The 18,192-nt window shown below is 33.7% G+C and carries 12 protein-coding genes; 3 read left to right on the top strand and 9 right to left on the bottom strand.

Annotated elements, in window-relative coordinates; translation table 11 throughout:
• Positions 1-28: 28 nt before the first annotated feature.
• From JMA43_RS07540 to JMA43_RS07500, 9 genes are all read right to left on the bottom strand, one after another.
• A complete protein-coding gene (locus JMA43_RS07540) occupies positions 29-2,713 on the bottom strand; it encodes a carboxypeptidase-like regulatory domain-containing protein (protein ID WP_342155878.1) in 2,685 nt (894 codons plus the stop codon).
• 215 nt (positions 2,714-2,928) lie between these two features.
• Positions 2,929-3,720 carry a GLPGLI family protein gene (locus JMA43_RS07535; RefSeq protein ID WP_342155877.1) on the bottom strand — a complete coding sequence of 264 codons (792 nt, stop codon included), beginning with the start codon at positions 3,718-3,720 and terminating at the stop codon, positions 2,929-2,931.
• A gap of 54 nt (positions 3,721-3,774) precedes the next feature.
• A complete protein-coding gene (locus JMA43_RS07530) occupies positions 3,775-4,002 on the bottom strand; it encodes a hypothetical protein (protein ID WP_342155876.1) in 228 nt (75 codons plus the stop codon).
• A gap of 311 nt (positions 4,003-4,313) precedes the next feature.
• Complete coding sequence (locus tag JMA43_RS07525) at positions 4,314-6,953, bottom strand: carboxypeptidase-like regulatory domain-containing protein (RefSeq protein ID WP_342155875.1); 2,640 nt, start codon at positions 6,951-6,953, stop codon at positions 4,314-4,316.
• A 21-nt stretch (positions 6,954-6,974) separates the two neighbouring features.
• Complete coding sequence (locus tag JMA43_RS07520) at positions 6,975-7,712, bottom strand: GLPGLI family protein (RefSeq protein ID WP_342155874.1); 738 nt, start codon at positions 7,710-7,712, stop codon at positions 6,975-6,977.
• A 333-nt stretch (positions 7,713-8,045) separates the two neighbouring features.
• Positions 8,046-10,400 carry a sodium-translocating pyrophosphatase gene (locus tag JMA43_RS07515; RefSeq protein ID WP_342155873.1) on the bottom strand — a complete coding sequence of 785 codons (2,355 nt, stop codon included), beginning with the start codon at positions 10,398-10,400 and terminating at the stop codon, positions 8,046-8,048.
• Between the two features lie 145 nt (positions 10,401-10,545).
• On the bottom strand, positions 10,546-11,073 hold the full coding sequence (locus JMA43_RS07510; RefSeq protein WP_342155872.1) for an inorganic diphosphatase: 528 nt from the start codon (positions 11,071-11,073) through the stop codon (positions 10,546-10,548).
• Positions 11,074-11,890: 817 nt separating this feature from the next.
• Positions 11,891-14,383 (bottom strand): DUF5686 and carboxypeptidase-like regulatory domain-containing protein, encoded by a 2,493-nt coding sequence (locus JMA43_RS07505; RefSeq protein WP_342155871.1) that lies wholly within the window; start codon positions 14,381-14,383, stop codon positions 11,891-11,893.
• A 63-nt stretch (positions 14,384-14,446) separates the two neighbouring features.
• Positions 14,447-15,424 carry a pyruvate dehydrogenase complex E1 component subunit beta gene (locus JMA43_RS07500; RefSeq protein WP_342155870.1) on the bottom strand — a complete coding sequence of 326 codons (978 nt, stop codon included), beginning with the start codon at positions 15,422-15,424 and terminating at the stop codon, positions 14,447-14,449.
• Positions 15,425-15,600: 176 nt separating this feature from the next.
• Between JMA43_RS07500 and JMA43_RS07495 the strand changes: the two genes are divergently transcribed.
• The 3 genes from JMA43_RS07495 to JMA43_RS07485 all read left to right on the top strand — a co-directional run bounded on the left by JMA43_RS07495 (position 15,601) and on the right by JMA43_RS07485 (position 18,166).
• Positions 15,601-16,341: an electron transfer flavoprotein subunit beta/FixA family protein gene (locus JMA43_RS07495; RefSeq protein WP_342155869.1), complete on the top strand. Its 741-nt coding sequence runs from the start codon at positions 15,601-15,603 to the stop codon at positions 16,339-16,341.
• 142 nt (positions 16,342-16,483) lie between these two features.
• A complete protein-coding gene (locus tag JMA43_RS07490; protein WP_342155868.1) occupies positions 16,484-17,452 on the top strand; it encodes an electron transfer flavoprotein subunit alpha/FixB family protein in 969 nt (322 codons plus the stop codon).
• 87 nt (positions 17,453-17,539) lie between these two features.
• Positions 17,540-18,166, top strand: a complete 627-nt coding sequence (locus tag JMA43_RS07485; RefSeq protein ID WP_342155867.1) for a bifunctional nuclease family protein — start codon at positions 17,540-17,542, stop codon at positions 18,164-18,166.
• Positions 18,167-18,192: the final 26 nt, after the last annotated feature.

The following is an 18,192-nucleotide window of genomic DNA, read 5'->3' as shown; positions in this document are numbered from 1 at the left end:
TATAATACAGCTAAAACAAAAATATTTCTTATTTAAAACGGTATTCAATCTTTGCGAGAACATACCTTGGAAGTAATCGATATTGGGTTGTCGAATTCCCTATATCACTAATATTATAGGTGGTAAAAGTTTTAGTATTGAAAAGATTTTTCCCGCTTATCCCAACCGATAATTTATTTTTCACAATAGTATATCGCGACTCTATGTCTAAGAAATAGTACGTATTATTAGTATCGATATTACCAAAATAATAGCGTTCAGACTGTAATTGCACATTAAATTTTTCATTGAATCGGAATGTAAAGTCTAAAAAGCTTTTATTATTTGTATAGGTATTTTTTATACTAGTTTTTATTTCATTTGAAGTCCATTTAGTACCAAAATGAAAGTTAAATAAGCCATTAAATCCAGAACGGACTTCAACTCCATAGTTGTAATTGTTAGATTTAACCTCTCTTAAATCAGACGTGTTTACAACGTTTTTATAATTGCTTTTACTGTAGCCTAAATCTAACTTTAAATTGGTTTTTACAAATTTTAAGTAATAGTCGACTGTCGAGTTTACACTAAAAAACTCTCGGTCATGAATCAATATTTTTTCTGCCTGTGTATAATTTTGCGCAATGTAGGTACTCGTTGAAAAGAAATCGTGACTTTTGGTATAACTGATAAAAGTATTAGCAAAAAAGCGGTCAAAATAATTTCCTAATTGATAATTTATAAATAATGATGTCGCTTCTAATTGATTAAAATTGCTTGTTCCTTTTATAAACAAACGAAAATCTGTCAGGATAAAATTGCTATAAACATCTAAAATCTTAGCATTTGTGGTGTTATATGCATATGAAATATTGAACTCGTTTTTATCATTTAACTCCCATTTAGCGCTCAAACTAGGGTTCATAAAAAACGGACTTTGAGAAGTTGATATATTGTTATTCTCCAGCGAATTGTATAATTGATGAATGTTTAGTTTTGCTGTTAAACTTACTTTATTTAATTTATGTTGATACTTAGTTTTAGCAAATAAGTTGTTCACTAAATATTTAGTATTGTTTTGATAATCTTCAGGATCAATAAGGAAGTCTTTATCTTCCAACAACAAAAAACTCGAGTTGAGTTTATCATTTCTCAATTCGTTTCCTACTTGAATTTCTAATAAATTCCCGTTTTGTTTTCTATCAAGTAAATGTGCATTAACTCCAATGTATTGCATTAAATTACTACTGTATTGCTTAACGTTATTAGCGTTTTGGTTTTCTGGAAACAGTTCTTGGTAATAAAATTGATTGATTTGATAATTTTGAGGTGTTTGCTCATTGATGTACCTTCCCGTTAGTAAAAAAACTTTTTTCTCTTTAAACTTGTTTGTATAATTTATTTTTTGGTCAAAAAGCGTATTATTACTTTTTAAGCCTTCAACGGTACTACTACCATTAAAAACTAAATTTGTTTGGTCGTTAAAATTCCCACTATTAAACTTTGTTGTAGCTTCGAGCATCTTAGTTTCCGAACTATTATAAGTAATGTCTAGTTTTCCAAAAGCAATCTTTCTTTTATTTTTAAGCTTATAAGTTTCGGTATTTGTAAAGTTTGTATCTCCAAAATTAACTTCGTCAATGCTGTTTTTATAGAAGCTTGTTTCATCCCAATTAAAAAAACCTAATGTTTTAATTTTAAGTTTTTTTGTCGGGTTAAAAATTGCATTTAAAGAAAGTAACTCGGCATTGTTAAAGTCTACACGGTCTTGTTCAAAATTTAAATTGGAGGCAGATAAATTTAATATCTCATTAGCGCTTTGGTTATCTCCAATACTAGCGGGCTCATTAATTCTAAACGGTTTAATTAAATGTTGTATATCTCCTGTTGCATCGAAACCAATATTGTTAAGATTGGTGAAAAAATAATATTTATTTTTTTTGCCAAAATTCATAAGGTTTGCTTTTAATTGATAAAAATTATCATTTCCAAAGCTAGCTTCTATATTACCAAACCATATCCTTTTTGATTTTTCATCGAGTTTTAAGTTCAAGGCAACCTTATCACTTTCTTCAATATTTTTGAGCAATCGATTATTTGAATAATTACGTAACACTTCCACTTCCTCTATTGGATAAGCTGGCATATTTTTAGAGAGTATCTTATAGCCTTTCTCAAAGAGGTCATCGCCCTCTACCATAAGTTTTTCAATTTCTTTATTACCAACTTTTATCGTGCCGTTATTGTCTACTTGAAGTCCGGGAATTTTTTTAAGTAAATCTTCAACAGATTGCTCTGTACCGTCAACAAAAAATTTTGTTTTGTAGTTAATAGTGTCTTTTGAAACAGCAATAGGAACCTCTGTTTCAATGATAACTTCATTAAGTGTTAATGGCTTTTCTTTTAACAGAATCTCTATTTCAATTTCTTTTTTTTCTGCTGAAAGCTGTACAGGAATTGTTTTTGATTCATACCCAAGTGAAGCTACTACAAGATTATATGTCCCGTTTTTCTTTGGATATAAGATAAAGTTTCCTGAAGCATCTGAATATGTATAGCTAATGATAGAAGTATTTGTAGAGTCTTTTAAAATAACGCTGGCTGAAGCAATACTCTCGATGCTGTCTTTTACATTCCCTCGAATAGTGGTTTGTGCAATACACACATTATGTACAACACTTAATAATATAATTATAAATGTAGTTTTTAATGTGCAACAGCATTTTCTTCCCATTCGTAAATAATTTCTTCTTGGTTATATCTATAAACAATAAATATAGATATACTAGTTTCCCTATTAGATATAGAATTAATTAGTACTCGTACTCATCAAATTTCACAGGTGTAATTACTACATCGACAGACAAACTCATGTGACCAAATGGCTCCATCCTCTCTTATCTTTTTAACACTCAAAAAGTTTATTAAGGTTGATGATTCTCTCAACGCCTACTCCCATTCAAAAACTTTTTCATCCCAATATTTTCTTTTTTCACCATTCTTTTCATTGTACGTCATACTATTTGCTTTTTCTCTTGGCAATCGAGATCTCATTTTTTCGAAAATCATTTTATTAATATTTTCTCGAAACTCAACATATTCTTGTACAGTTTTTTTCTCTGGAGCACTAGGTTTTTCAATCATAAAGTTACAGTCACACGGGTACTTTATAGAAGTTAATTTTGCCATGAACATATTTTCAGCGTCTTTGGCTTCAATTATTAATCCAGGTAAACCAAATAATTTCCACGGACCATATGGTAAAGGGATTTCTTCAGTAAACCATACAGTATAAGTCCGCCCTCTATAATCTCCAATAGCCTTTTGAGAATTATACTTACCTATCATTTTATATTCATCTATTATTTTCCATTCTATTTCAATCCATTTATCATCATAAATAAAAGCATTAAATAGATTCCCAATTTTAGAAGACCTATTTATAATTTCTTTAGAAGAATAATCTCTATACGTACTAAACCCTTGCTCATCTTGAGTACTAATAGTGATATTTATTTTTTCACTATTATTCACCATTTTAGTTCCAACTTGCTCATCTGTACCTTTTAATCTATTGTATGAGAATAATGTTTCATTTTGATTAAACTCAAGAGTAGCTGTTTTAATCAATAATGTTTCATTTGGTATTTGGTATTTATAGGTCGCAATCCCTTTAAAATTTTGAGAAAACATATGGATATTACAAACCAACATTAATATAATCGTAATGAGTAATTTCATAGTTAGTAAATTAAAATTGGGCTCTTTTAAGAACCCAATTTGTTATTAGTTTTTTTAAAAAAACATTTCTTCAATCATATACATAATATCATCCATATCCCAACCATCGCAATCAAACCATGAGCTCCCGGATCCATAAGGACCATCGGTCTGCCATGAAAGTTCGAACCCACAAACTAAATCTTCATTTAAATCAACTTCAACAGAAGAGCTATTCATATTACCTCCAAACGCAAAAGTTCCTATTAGCATAAAAACTAAAGCAAAAAATAAATTTTTCATAATGTTTAAAATTTAAGTTAATTAATTATGTTTATCAACATCGTCAAAAGGCCTTTTGTTCGCTAAATGATACTAATATAGAAAATAAAAAATAATTTTAGAAAATTTTATATAAAAAATTAGGTTTTTAACACTTTTATTGAGAATATAAGCAACTCTAGAATTACCTTTTATATAAGCTTACGCTACAAAACAAAAGAAGCTAAAAGTATTTCTAAAACACTTTTAGCTTCTCAAAACTACCCTAAGCCAATCATTATCAACGTGAAATGAGCAACAGTTTCATTTCAAATTTATAAATGTAATTTTATTTAAAAATCATACGATGCCCCTACTCCAATATATCCTGGCATTCTATAAATAACATTTCGTGAAATGCTATTTTGCAAGGCATTGGCTTCTACAATTTCTGTACTTGAAATATTTAAAATATTTTCTCCAGATAGCCAATAACTAAATTTTGAATCGCTCTTATGATATTTGACTTCAAAATCGAGTTGGTAAAAATCTCTTTCGATATTTTCAGTTTTATAAAAAGACCATGCATTATTAAGGCAATAACTCCAATACTGAGCAAATACACCTTTAAGGTTAATAAATGGACTTAGTTTACGACCTCTATTTTCTAATTGTGTAACTTCAAAAAGAGTATTGTTTTGCTCGTAATCTACTCCTAATTCATAATTCAACCATGCGTCTTTATAATAACTGGTTAGAGACGGTTTTATAATATATCGCTTGTTAATAGCCTTATTTTGAATCGCACTAACATAGTTATTAAACACATTGCGAGTGTACTCAAGGTTTGTTTTAAAAATAACTTTAAGTGGCTTAATACGAGTTTGAAAACGAAGTGTATTTATCCAATTACTTTTATAAGGAGTATTTAATGTTGTTGAGTAATTATAACTCCCAACAACTTCACTGTTCACACCGATGTAATTTTTACTTTCATTATAAAGTGAATTGAAGAAAACTTGCGTTCCGCTGTAAAGATTCAAATAAAAATATTGGAATTCAAATCGGTCGTTAAGAATAGGGATTTGATTCTCGGCAACACTTGCCAAGCGAAAATTTCGATAATCGATAGCATACGAAAAAGCGTTCAATTGTTCAGCAACAGAAAACCCTGTTTGCCTAGTGTATTTAAATGAGGTGTAATGCCTTTCTGAAAACTGCAGTTTACTTTCTAATGCTGGTAAAAACAGCCAAGTATTTTCATTTTTTTGCTGATATGAAAGCTCATAATTACGTAAATTTAGCAAAGCTTTATATTGAAAAAAACCCTCTTTCTTTTCGATAGAAGTTCCTGCGTATCCGTAATTTTGGCTGTTCGTGTTAATAGAATCTTTAGAAAATGATGTATTGTAAAATTCGCTTTCTTGCCAAACATACCCCAAATTGAATTTTAGAATATGATTTTTAATACGCTGTGTATATTTTGAATACAAACCCGATTCTTCTATATTGTTTTTTGTTTGTTGGTTTATACTGTCGTTTATATCAAATAGTATTTGATTAGACAAAAGGTAGAGCTGTGTATATTCTCGCCCAACATTGGAAAACGCATGTACCGAAAAGAGTTTATTTCTTGCCAAACGCGTAGTATATCCTAAATTCTGTCCTAAACTGTATCCTTTAGAATTAATTTTTTGCACAGTATTTTGTTGCTTTGCATCTACTTCGCCATCAATAGTTGTGTAAAATTCGTTTTTATGCGGGTTGTAATTCAACGCATATTGTAATAATCCATTTGTTACGGGTTTGTATTCTATATTGATATTAGTTTGATTGATTAAAAAATCATTATCATCTTGTATCAATTCTTCACTGTAAATTGTTTCGTTTTGTGAAAAATATTCCCGACTAGAAAATTGTTCACTGTTAATGTTTTCAATATCCAAAATACTAAAAGCATCTATTGCTACATTTTTAAAAGGAGTAAAAACTGCATTTAAGGCTCCAAATTTTGATTGTTGCTTTGTTCGGTTATCATTATCGAATAAAAAGCTTGGAAGATTTGAATTTGTATTTATTGAAGATATTTCATCTTCTGCGTTCTTAATATTCGTGCTTTTATCCATTTGAAGAAAATCTAACAAGCTTATAGGTTGTTGCCCTGTGTTATTAAGGTCTCCAATAAAACTAACGTTGTGCGTTTTAGCAAAAGAAAACAAATTGGTATGAAAACGATAACGCTCTTTGTAAGCCCCGTAAGCTTCAATGTTACCCGTAGGTTTTCCTTGGTATTCTTCTTTTATCTGAATGTTTAATGCGGTTTCTTCACTTCCTTCAATATCTTTTACAGCGCTAAAATTTTCATAGTTTTGGATAAGGTCAACTCCCTTTATCATTTTCGCATTCAAATTATCGGTCGCTATTTTATGGTTATCACCAAAAAAAGGTTTTCCATCTACCAATAAGTTCTCTATTACTTTTCCTTCAGATTTTATTTTTCCGCTCTCGTCGATTTCTAATCCAGGTAATTTTTCAATAATATCTTTTAACTTTTGTTCGTTTCCCGTAGTTAAAACATTGAGATTATAACGCAATGTATCTCCTCGCTGTTGCGCAATCGTTTTTCTTCCTTGAATAACCACTTCATCCAACTCGTTACTATTGGGTTGTAATACGATTTCTAGCGGATAACTAATTTCCGTCTCAACAAGATTGATTATTTCTGTGTACAGTGCGTATGAAATATGGGAAATTTCTAATGTATTTGTACCTGTGGCAGTAGTTATTAGCTCAAAATTTCCTTTTTCGTCAGAAATTGTATACGTAATAATTTCGTTAGCTGAATTTTTCAACACAACTGAAGCTCCTATAATAGTGTCATTAGATATATCTAACAGCTTTCCCTTAAGTCTCTTTTCTGTTTGCGAAAATCCACTAGAAAAACTTAAAAAGATAATAATATAAAAAATGGCTAATGGATTAGCTTTTAACATATTAAAGGTAAAAAAATGGAATTAATTACTATACTGTTGTTTTAAAGCCTCTATTTGTTCTTGCTGAAGTTTTTTAAATGCTTCCTTGGTAACTTCCTTTCCTTTGGTAGGCTTTGTAATCGTTATGTCTGAAGTTTCTTGCACACTCAATGCATTGTATGTAATAGTATCATCTATAAGCTGAATGATAAGTCCTGGAAGTCCGTAATACTCGCTTGGACCATCGCTAATAGGAATCGAAGGCGTATACCAAGCAGTTATTATTTTCTCACCTACCTTAGCGGTAGCTTTTTTACAGATATACTTCCCAATAGGTTTTTTTTCTTCAGTTACATCCCATTCAAACTTTGTTAAGTTATCTTTTACAAGAAACTCCTTACCTAGCAAGTTTGTAGCTTCAAGATAAATTGCATTTTTTGGGTCTTTATACAAAGTAGAAGCGTCATTTGAGCCCATTCGGATTACTTTGACAGACTGCTTTTTTGTTGTGCCCTCTAGCTCTAATGTTCCGTCAGTTTTGTCCTCACTATCTTTTTTCTTAGCAAAAGAGGAAATTCCGTCTTTATGAAGTAGTTCGTATAATTCTACTTTAACCAATTGAGCTTCTATTTGCTTTTTTAAAATTGGATCGGTTATACTATTTAACTGATTTCCTACCTTAGGTTTTAATTCTTTTTCATACACAACTGTATAACCTTGCGCAAATAAATCATTTTGAATAGAAATCAAGAAAATCAAAACTACCACTAGTCTTTTCATATTAAAACATTTAAAATAAACAACTAAACTCTAATGGAGTTTAAATTAATACTCGTTAAAAGTCTTATAAACTCCGATGAATTGAACTAATATAGAAAAATATCGAAAATTTTTTATGCCCAATTAAAATTTTAACATACTTATAGCATATACATTTAAAAGTCAAGTGTGCTATTTCTTTTCACTACAAAACAAAAGAAGCTAAAAGTATTTCTAAAACACTTTTAGCTTCTCAAAACTACCCCAAGCCACTCATTATCTACGCGAAATGAGCAACAGTTTCATTCCAAATTTAATTATATTTTTTTGATTTTCAATAAAATATATAAAAAACTATCTACTTTTAAGGGTTTTTACGGTTTCTTCAATCTCGGCAGGAGTTCCTTCTATAACCACTTCTTCTGTAACAGTTTTACCATTTACTGTTTTGGTCTTTGTTATAACTGCTTTACTTACTCCTAAATCGGTTTCATCTACTTTTACACGTATTTGTTGCTCGATTATTTCTTTTGAATTGGCAACCATTGTATCCGAACCATGTCCGCCTAAAATTGGCGCAATAACCAGCCCTACCAAACAAGTAAGTTTTATTAAAATATTCATTGAAGGGCCAGAAGTATCTTTAAAAGGATCTCCCACAGTATCTCCAGTTACAGCTGCTTTATGTGCGTCTGAACCCTTAAATGTCATCTCTCCGTTAATTTCCACACCTGCTTCAAACGATTTTTTAGCATTATCCCAAGCACCGCCTGCATTGTTTTGAAAAATAGCCCACATTACACCCGACACACAAACACCTGCCATATAACCTCCAAGCGGTTCAGCACCAAAAAGTAAACCGATTATAATTGGCGAAAGTATGGTTAACAAACCTGGTAATAACATTTCTCGCAATGCAGCCTTGGTAGAGATTTCTACACATTTTCCGTACTCTGGTTTTCCTGTACCTTCTAATATTCCGGGTATTTCTCTAAACTGCCTTCTTACTTCTTGCACCATTTCCATGGCCGCTTTCCCAACCGACTTCATCGCTAATGCTGAAAACACTACAGGAATCATTCCACCCACAAAAAGTGCTGCGAGTACATCAGCTTTAAAAATATTAATTCCATCTATTCCTGTAAATGTAACATAGGCTGCAAAAAGTGCCAAAGCGGTTAAAGCAGCAGAAGCAATTGCAAAACCTTTACCTACGGCTGCAGTTGTATTCCCCACAGAATCTAAAATATCGGTACGCTCACGAACTTCAGGTTCTAATTCGCTCATCTCGGCAACTCCTCCTGCATTATCGGCAATCGGGCCAAATGCATCGATAGCCAATTGCATAGCAGTGGTAGCCATCATAGCCGAAGCCGCCAAAGCAACTCCGTAAAAACCTGCCAATTCATACGAACCGTAAATTGCGGCTGCAAAAAGTAAAACCGACCAAAAGGTAGATTTCATTCCGACAGCCAATCCCGCAATAATATTGGTGGCAGCACCTGTTGAACTGTTTTGAACTATATCTAACACAGGTTTTTTTCCTAAACTGGTATAATACGCTGTAACATACGAAATCAATGCGCCAACAGCCAAACCAATACAAGTCGACCAAAATACATTCATCGAAGGAACGGCTACAGTATAATCGTTTCCAAAAAACTTCATATTCATAGTTTCAGGCAACATAAAATCTATCAAGAAGTAACTTGCTAAAAGCGTTAATGCAATTGCAATCCAATTCCCCATATCAAGGGCTTTTTGCACTTGCGGTTCTTTAGCATCATCCGAAGAAATTTTCACTAAAAAAGTACCAATAATAGAAGCTAAAATTCCAACTCCAGCAATTACCAACGGTAAAAGTATTGGTCCCATATTATTAAAACTATCTGTAAAAGGAGCGTCGATACTCATATCTCGAATTACATAATTTCCAAGTACCATAGCCGCCAAAACTGTAGCAACATACGAACCAAATAAATCGGCTCCCATTCCTGCTACATCCCCTACGTTATCTCCTACATTATCAGCAATAGTTGCAGGGTTACGAGGGTCGTCTTCTGGAATTCCAGCTTCAACTTTCCCTACCAAATCGGCTCCTACATCAGCTGCTTTGGTGTAAATTCCACCGCCAACACGTGCAAAAAGTGCAATCGATTCAGCACCCAAAGAAAATCCAGCGAGTGCTTCTAAAACCATGGTCATATTATCATAAAAAGAACCATCGGCTCCCAAGAACTGCATCGTAAATATTAAAAAGAAAAGACTCAATCCGAGAACAGCCAAACCAGCAACCCCAAGTCCCATTACCGTTCCACCACCAAAAGACACTTGTAACGCCTGTGGCAAACTCGTTTTGGCGGCTTCGGTGGTACGTGCATTTGCTTCGGTAGCAATTCGCATCCCGATGTTTCCAGCAAGTGCTGAAAAAACAGCCCCGATAATAAATGCAGGAACTATCATCCAACTTGTGGTGGGCACCATTAAAGAAATTCCGAACAAAGCAATGGAAGCTATGATTACAAAAATAAAAAGCAGTCGATATTCAGCATTTAAAAAGGCTAAAGCTCCTTCTTTTATACTTTTTGAAATAGACTGCATTCGCTCGTTTCCTGCCGATTGGCGTTTTACCCAAGCTGCTTTTATCCCCATAAAAATAAGGCCAAGAATGGCCATGAGGATTGGTACGTAAATAATATTGGATTCCATATTTATAAGTTAGTTAATTATTATATTCTTATAAATGTAAGGAAATCAGTAGAATAAAAAAAGCAACAACCGTTTGGCTGTTGCTTTTATATTTTAAAATTATAATTCAAAAACTTTTAAAAGTGAATGAATTATATGGTTTTATTTAGTCGATGCTCACTTCTTCTCTTGGTACATCGCTATCTTGAAAACGGTTTACGCATTTTGCTACAATATCTTTAGCTTCTTCTGCATTACCCCATCCTCCGATAGATACTTTTTTCTTTTCTAAATCTTTGTACACTTGGAAAAAGTGCTCGATTTCTTTAATTAAATGCGGATTTAATTCGCTCAAATCATTTACACGGTTCCAAATTGGATCTGAAACTGGTACACAAATTACTTTCTCATCTGGTCCTTTTTCATCTTCCATATGGAAAACTCCGATAGGTTTAACCTCCATAACACATCCAGGAAAAGTTGGCTCGGTAACCAATACTAAAACATCAAGTGGATCTCCATCTAAAGCTAGTGTTTCTGGTACAAAACCATAATCTGCAGGGTACATCATTGAAGAGAAAATCATACGGTCGTAACGTATTTTTTTCAGTTTAAAATCGTACTCATATTTATTTCTGCTTCCCTTTGGAATTTCGATTAAAACATCGAAAGTGTTTATTTGATCTGAACTCATCTATTTTTTTGAATTATAAATTTTAAACGAATGTTCATTTAAAATTGGTTACATACTTCTTTTAAAATGAGTGCAAAAGTAATGAAAACCAATAATAAAAGCAACGAAAGAAAGATTTAGTTAAGGTTAAAGTAGCTGAAAGCTATGGGTTGATGTTAGTAATTTCGCATCAAAATTGTTCCCAACACAAAAATTGATGTCTTTAATGAATTCTGATTTTAGCAATACGATTACGTGTAAAGTGTAGAAAAATGGCTTTATAGAATTATCGAATGTGATAGCTCCCGTTGGTCGATACGACATTGAATTCATTTATACTTTTCGTAGTTAACCTCAACTCGATACAAATATCAACATAAGGATTTTAACTGTCGGTATTTTCATTTTTGTCTTGACACAAAAACGAAACAAAAAAGTCAAGACGGATTCAAAAACTATCAAAAAATCTACGGAACCATCCGCCACAGATAAAAAGAACTCGCTGCGCTCAAACAGCTTTTTATCTTTTACCCCCACTGCTTCCTTGATTTTAAATACTTTTTAAATAGGTCAACTTTATTAAATACTTATAATTCTATATCGAACTCACGTTAGTTAAGCGAAAATCAGTCATTTTTTGAGTATTTGAAATATTTTTTGAATTGCATAACCGAGCTTCGGAAAGGAGAAAAAATAAAAAATGTACTAATAAATAGCTTTTTTTTTGGGAAATAGGAAAAATCTAAATGGGTTCATTATTGAAGTAGCCCATAAAAACTAATTATGGATGACTTAATTCCTTCTCTTTATAACTATTTATCACTTTAAATGAAACATCCTAAAACACAAACTCTAAGTTTCCTGTAACTGAAAACGGACGTGCATCTGGAATATCTAAATAGTTTCCTCGGAAGTTAAAATCGATACGCAGTAGTTTAAAGATGTTGGCAATTCCGAAGGAATATTCGTAGTACACCTTATCGGTAGGTGCTCTTAAAATGGCACCTGCTGGAGCACTCAAAGCGATATTTGCATCGGAGATTTCTCCCCAAACACCTCGCAACCCAACAATTTCTCTTAAATCTAATTTCTTTAAAAACGGAATTTTAGCCAACAAACGTCCGTTAAAATTGTGTTCTATCTGCCCCGAAATATAGGTGTCGGTTACAAACTCATAGAAATTTAAATTCGGAAATGTATTGAAGATCGAAAAGTACGTTTGGTTACCAGGAATTGGACTTAGCAAACTCAATGGAACTTCTCCAAATGTTTTTCCAGCTTCAACAGTTGTAATGGTTCTTCCCAAGCCACCCAACTGAAAAGGTTGACGGTAATAAAATTGTAGTTTCTCGTAATTAAAATCGCTTTCTAAAAACCCTTCTAAACCAGCTGTATACACCAAGTATAAACGTGCGTAATTTCGGTTTACATCGTTACGTTCTACACCGTAACCTGTGGTTTTTCTTCCAGGAGTAATATCCAAAGAAACATTAATATCAAATTGTTTGGTTTCGCTTGCAATTCCACCTGGCGCTTCTGGGTCCACATAATCCAAATTAAAATCGTCTGGCAAGGCAGAACGCATGGTTCTAAAGTTTGTTTCAGTTTTAAGCACAAAGTTTTTTGCGGGTTCGTATTGCACCCCAAAAGTTGTTAAATTAATATCGGTTAGCGTATTATTACTTCCTGCGGTAAAAATTGCTGAAGATGCAAAACTTCTTCCTAAAACATCTGACGAAGAAGTTAAACTTGTACCCAACTGCTCGATGTCTCTACGCGTTCCTCCAGAAATAATCAGTCGGTTTTTTCGATCTAAAAGCCACTTGGCAGAAATTCCGTATTTAAACTTTTTATCTTTAAATCCATAAGCCGTATAACCTTGAATACGCCAAGGATCGTTAGGTCCAAAATACGTACGTCCACCAGCTCGCAAACGAATACCTTCCGCCTCATTATACCCAAAACTAGAATAAATTGGTCCGTAATCTATATTGAGTTTTGGCATTTCTACATAACCAGAAACTAAAATGGTAGCCAGATCTGTTAAGCGTTTAAACTTCGGAACCGTTTTTAAGGTGTCTAACATTTTATAAACCCCTTTTTCGTCTTCATTTAAACTTTCTAAACGGTTTGTACTCCAAAATGTACTGTCTCTATTGTAGATAGCTTCGTTGTATGGATCTACTCGTTTTACATAAAAACTCTTTGGCTTTTCTTCATCAAAAACATAATTATTGTAAACAGTAGTTCGCTTTCCGTAGAGTCCGCGAGATTCTTCTTTTTTACGCAAGCTAAAATCACTCAACAAATAATCTCTCTTCAGCAGAAAAACAGAATCGTTTAACACTTCAAATTCTTGCTCGATATACAGTTCCTTCACCCAGTTTACATTGGCACTTTTGGAAACTTGCATATTGATATCTTTCACCGCAAAAGTGGTATCATTCACCCAGAAGTTTCCTTTAAAAGTCATTTCGTTTTTACGGCGCGGGTAATAAATAATGTTGTAACACCATTTGTTGTCGACATAAGCACTGTCGGATAAAACGTAATTGTACACATCGACCCCTGTTTTGGAAAGCGGACTTACAAAACTTTTATTGAAGAGTTTGATGTAGTTGTTGTAAATGTTATAATCGGCATATAAATCTTTTACGAAAGAAATAATGCTTTGGTTAGAATTAAAACCCGAGTTTTTATTCCCTTGAAGTCTTTCTATTTTTTCGTTCAATTTATTATCGCCATAAACTTCGGATACAGCCTCGTTGATAAAAATTGGCAAATAAGTTTTACCCGTAACGTTAGAAGTGTCGACTTGATCGAAGATAAACTCCATGCCATTAAATATCTTTTTGGCCATAAAGGCACTATCTATGGTATTGAAGTCAAATTCTATTTTTTCGTACTTATCGTATTTGTATTGATCGAAAAGATAAATTCCGTTTTGACGTTTTTTCGCCCAAACTTTTTTAAGAATTTCGATAGCTGGATTTCCCTTTTTTGGTTGTTTTCCTACGTATAAAACCACCTCGTCGAGTTCTTCACCTTCAAGAAGTGTTACTTTTAAATCGTACGTTACCTTTTTTTCTAAGGTAATTTCTTGTGTTGCGTAACCGAGGAGAGAAACAGAAAGTTTGGTGTAAGTTTGGTTGGACTCTAAGTAAAAACGCCCTTCTTCATTGGTTATAGTTCCTTCGGTTGAGTTTGGAAACAGTACGTTTGCGTACGGAATTTCGATTCCAAAACCATCAACAACAACACCGCTAACCTTGGTTTGAGCAGTACTTACAAAAGAAAATAATAAAATAAAAAGGGTTAGTATATACTTCATATAAATAAAAAAACTTCACTGGCTAAAGATAGTCAGTGAAGTTATATTAACGAAAAAAATCGATTATTTGTATAAAACTTTTTTAACAGCTTTAACAACATCTCCTGCATTAGGTAACCATTCCTCTAGTAAAACTGGCGAATATGGCGCAGGTGTATCTGCTGTATTAATTTTTACAACTGGTGCATCTAGGTAATCAAATGCTTCTGATTGTACAAGGTATGTAATTTCTGTAGCAACGTTTCCAAATGGCCAAGCTTCTTCAAGCACAACCAAACGGTTAGTTTTCTTTACTGAATCTAAAATAGCTTTTTGATCCATCGGTCTTACTGTTCTAAGATCGATAATTTCACAGCTAATTCCTTCTTTTTCTAATTCGTCTGCTGCTTTGTATGCTTCTTTGATAATTTTTCCGAAAGAAACAATAGTAACATCAGTCCCTTCTCTTTTAATATCGGCAACTCCTAATGGAATAGTGTACTCATCTTCTGGCACCTCTCCTTTGTCTCCATACATTTGCTCAGACTCCATAAAAATTACAGGGTCGTTATCTCTAATAGCCGATTTCAACAATCCTTTAGCATCGTAAGGGTTTGATGGCACAACCACTTTAAGTCCTGGACAGTTAGCAAACCAACTCTCAAAAGCTTGTGAGTGTGTTGCAGCAAGCTGACCAGCAGAAGCTGTAGGTCCACGGAAAACGATTGGACAGTTAAATTGTCCTCCAGACATTTGACGGATTTTCGCCGCGTTGTTAATAATCTGGTCAATTCCAACTAAAGAGAAGTTAAAAGTCATAAACTCAATAATTGGTCTGTTTCCATTCATTGCCGAACCAACACCGATTCCAGCAAAACCAAGTTCAGAAATTGGAGTGTCTAATACTCGATCTGGTCCAAACTCGTCTAACATTCCTTTAGAAGCTTTATAGGCACCGTTGTATTCTGCTACCTCTTCACCCATTAGGTAAATTGATTCGTCTCTACGCATCTCCTCGCTCATCGCCTCGCATACCGCTTCTCTAAACTGAATTGTTTTCATCTATTTTATTTGATAATATTAACGTCTATATTTTTTAGCATAGCAAAAATAGTAATTCTAAAAGAACTATCTCCATAAGATTTTAATAAAAAATTATTATGCACGCATAGTATATTTTGGAAATTATCAGTATCTTCGTAACACATATAGTAAAATCACAAAAAATTACCTAAAATATGAAGATATTAGTGTGTATTAGCCATGTACCAGACACTACGTCAAAAATAAATTTTACAGACGGAGATTCAAAGTTTGATACAAATGGGGTGCAATTTGTTATAAATCCAAATGATGAATTTGGTTTAACGCGCGCCATGTGGTTCAAAGAGAAACAAGGAGCAAGTGTAACTGTTGTTAATGTTGGTGGTCCAGAAACCGAGCCTACCCTTAGAAAAGCGTTAGCTATTGGTGCCGATGAAGCCATCAGAATAAATACAGAACCTACAGACGGTTTTTATGTAGCAAAACAACTTGCTACCATTGCAAAAGATTACGATTTAGTGATTGCTGGTAGAGAGTCTATCGACTATAACGGAGGGATGGTTCCAGGGATGTTGGCAACTTTAATCGGTGCTAATTTTGTAAACAATTGTATTAGTTTAGAAGCCGAAGGAACTACAGCCACAGCCACTCGCGAAATCGATGGAGGAAAAGAAACGCTTAAAACATCGTTCCCGTTAGTTATTGGAGGTCAAAAAGGGTTAGTAGAAGAAAGTGACCTTAGAATACCTAACATGAGAGGTATTATGATGGCTCGTAAAAAAGCGCTAAATGTTCAAGAGCCAACAGATGCTAGTGCAAATACACAAGCTGTAGCTTTTGAAAAACCAGATGCCAAAGGAGCTGTAAAACTAGTTGCTCCAGATAATTTGGACGAACTCGTAAACTTACTTCACAACGAAGCCAAAGTTATATAGTTAATATAAATGTTAGAAAGCAACTTTCGGTCAAGTATCAAAATATTTGCTTTCAGTTTAAAACAAAACACACAAAGCTGAAAATGATAGATTTTAAAATGAATCTCAAAATTTCAACTTTATAACTTTTAACTAAAAAAATATGTCAATTCTAGTATATACCGAAACAGAAAACGGAAAACTTAAAAAAACAGCACTCGAAGTTGCCTCGTACGCAAAGGGCGTTGCCGACATTTTAGGAACTAGCGTTACTGCAGTTACTGTAAATGCCGACGATACTACCGAACTTGGTAAATATGGTGTGGATAAAGTTTTGTCGGTTAAAAACGACAAACTAAACAATTTCAATGCAAAAGCGTATGCCGATGTATTAAAGCAAGCTGCCGAAAAAGAAAACAGCCAAGTAGTAGTGGTAAGCTCAAGTGCGAATGCTAAATTTTTAGCACCAATTTTGGCCATCAACTTAAACGCAGGTTATGCTGCCAATGTGGTCGCGCTTCCAGAAAGCGGAAGTCCGTTTAAAGTAAAACGTACTGCTTTTACCAACAAAGCATTTAATATTACTGAAATTACTTCGGAAGTAAAACTTATCGGACTTTCAAAAAATGCCTACGGATTAAAAGAAAGTCAAGCTGCTGCAACTGCTGAAGATTTTGCACCAACGCTAAACGATGCCGATTTTTCTACGGAAGTAACTGCTGTGGACAAAGTAACAGGAAAAGTTACCATTGCAGATGCCGAAGTAGTAGTATCTGGAGGTCGCGGATTAAAAGGACCAGAAAATTGGGGAATGATTGAAGAGCTTGCCGATGTTTTAGGTGCAGCTACCGCTTGTTCAAAACCAGTTTCCGATATGGGATGGCGCCCTCATGGAGAGCACGTTGGACAAACAGGAAAACCTGTGGCTGCCAATTTATACATTGCAGTAGGAATTTCTGGAGCTATCCAACACTTAGCTGGAATCAATGCTTCTAAAGTTAAAGTAGTTATCAATAACGACCCAGAAGCACCTTTCTTTAAAGCTGCAGACTACGGTGTTGTTGGAGATGCTTTTGAAGTAGTTCCTCAGTTAATTCAAAAATTGAAAGAATTTAAAGCGAATAACGCATAATTTTGTTAAATTGTGCCCCTTAAAGGGCTGTCTAAATTTTGGGATTTTGCCCATTATTTAGACAGCCTTTGTTATTTTAAATGATGTATGAGTTTAGTAAAATTAAACATAAAAGGAATTTCGTATAGTCAAACCCAAAACGGAGCGTATGCTTTGATTTTAAACGAAGTAGATGGCGAAAGAAAACTCCCAATCGTAATTGGCGCTTTCGAAGCTCAATCAATTGCTATTGCCCTGGAGAAAGAAATCAAACCGCCACGACCATTGACGCACGACCTTTTTAAAAGTTTTGCCGACAGATTTGAAATTGTAGTAAAACAAGTAATCATCCATAAGTTAGTAGATGGCGTGTTTTATTCAAGCATTATTTGTGAACGCGACCGAATTGAAGAAATTATAGACGCCAGAACCAGCGATGCCATTGCATTGGCACTTCGGTTTAACGCACCTATTTTCACCTACAAAAACATTCTTGACAAAGCAGGAATTTATTTAAAATTCTCACCAAAAGAAGAGGAAGATCAAGAAAAAGAAAGCATCATTGTTGACGAAATTTTAAGTAACGAAAGTGTTCCGCAGGAAACAACCGATTCGTCATACAAAACACATTCTTTACAAGAATTATACAACATGCTCGACAGTGCAGTTGCCAATGAAGATTATGAAAAAGCTGCAAAAATAAGAGACGAAATTTCAAAAAGAGAAAATCATTAAACGTACTCAATATCAAATACAATACA

It is taken from the genome of Joostella sp. CR20 (assembly GCF_038433465.1).
Classification (GTDB): domain Bacteria; phylum Bacteroidota; class Bacteroidia; order Flavobacteriales; family Flavobacteriaceae; genus Galbibacter.
Note: the sequence above shows the minus strand (reverse complement) of the source record. Positions and strands in the feature narration are given on the sequence as shown.

Bases quoted from the DNA above. Each gene is read 5' to 3' on its own strand.
- JMA43_RS07485 (WP_342155867.1), top strand. From the start codon at position 17,540: ATGAGTTTAGTAAAATTAAACATAAAAGGAATTTCGTATAGTCAAACC.
- JMA43_RS07515 (WP_342155873.1), bottom strand. From the start codon at position 10,400: ATGGAATCCAATATTATTTACGTACCAATCCTCATGGCCATTCTTGGC.
- JMA43_RS07500 (WP_342155870.1), bottom strand. From the start codon at position 15,424: ATGAAAACAATTCAGTTTAGAGAAGCGGTATGCGAGGCGATGAGCGAG.
- JMA43_RS07530 (WP_342155876.1), bottom strand. From the start codon at position 4,002: ATGAAAAATTTATTTTTTGCTTTAGTTTTTATGCTAATAGGAACTTTT.
- JMA43_RS07490 (WP_342155868.1), top strand. From the start codon at position 16,484: ATGTCAATTCTAGTATATACCGAAACAGAAAACGGAAAACTTAAAAAA.
- JMA43_RS07505 (WP_342155871.1), bottom strand. From the start codon at position 14,383: ATGAAGTATATACTAACCCTTTTTATTTTATTATTTTCTTTTGTAAGT.
- JMA43_RS07510 (WP_342155872.1), bottom strand. From the start codon at position 11,073: ATGAGTTCAGATCAAATAAACACTTTCGATGTTTTAATCGAAATTCCA.
- JMA43_RS07535 (WP_342155877.1), bottom strand. From the start codon at position 3,720: ATGAAATTACTCATTACGATTATATTAATGTTGGTTTGTAATATCCAT.
- JMA43_RS07540 (WP_342155878.1), bottom strand. From the start codon at position 2,713: ATGGGAAGAAAATGCTGTTGCACATTAAAAACTACATTTATAATTATA.
- JMA43_RS07495 (WP_342155869.1), top strand. From the start codon at position 15,601: ATGAAGATATTAGTGTGTATTAGCCATGTACCAGACACTACGTCAAAA.
- JMA43_RS07525 (WP_342155875.1), bottom strand. From the start codon at position 6,953: ATGTTAAAAGCTAATCCATTAGCCATTTTTTATATTATTATCTTTTTA.
- JMA43_RS07520 (WP_342155874.1), bottom strand. From the start codon at position 7,712: ATGAAAAGACTAGTGGTAGTTTTGATTTTCTTGATTTCTATTCAAAAT.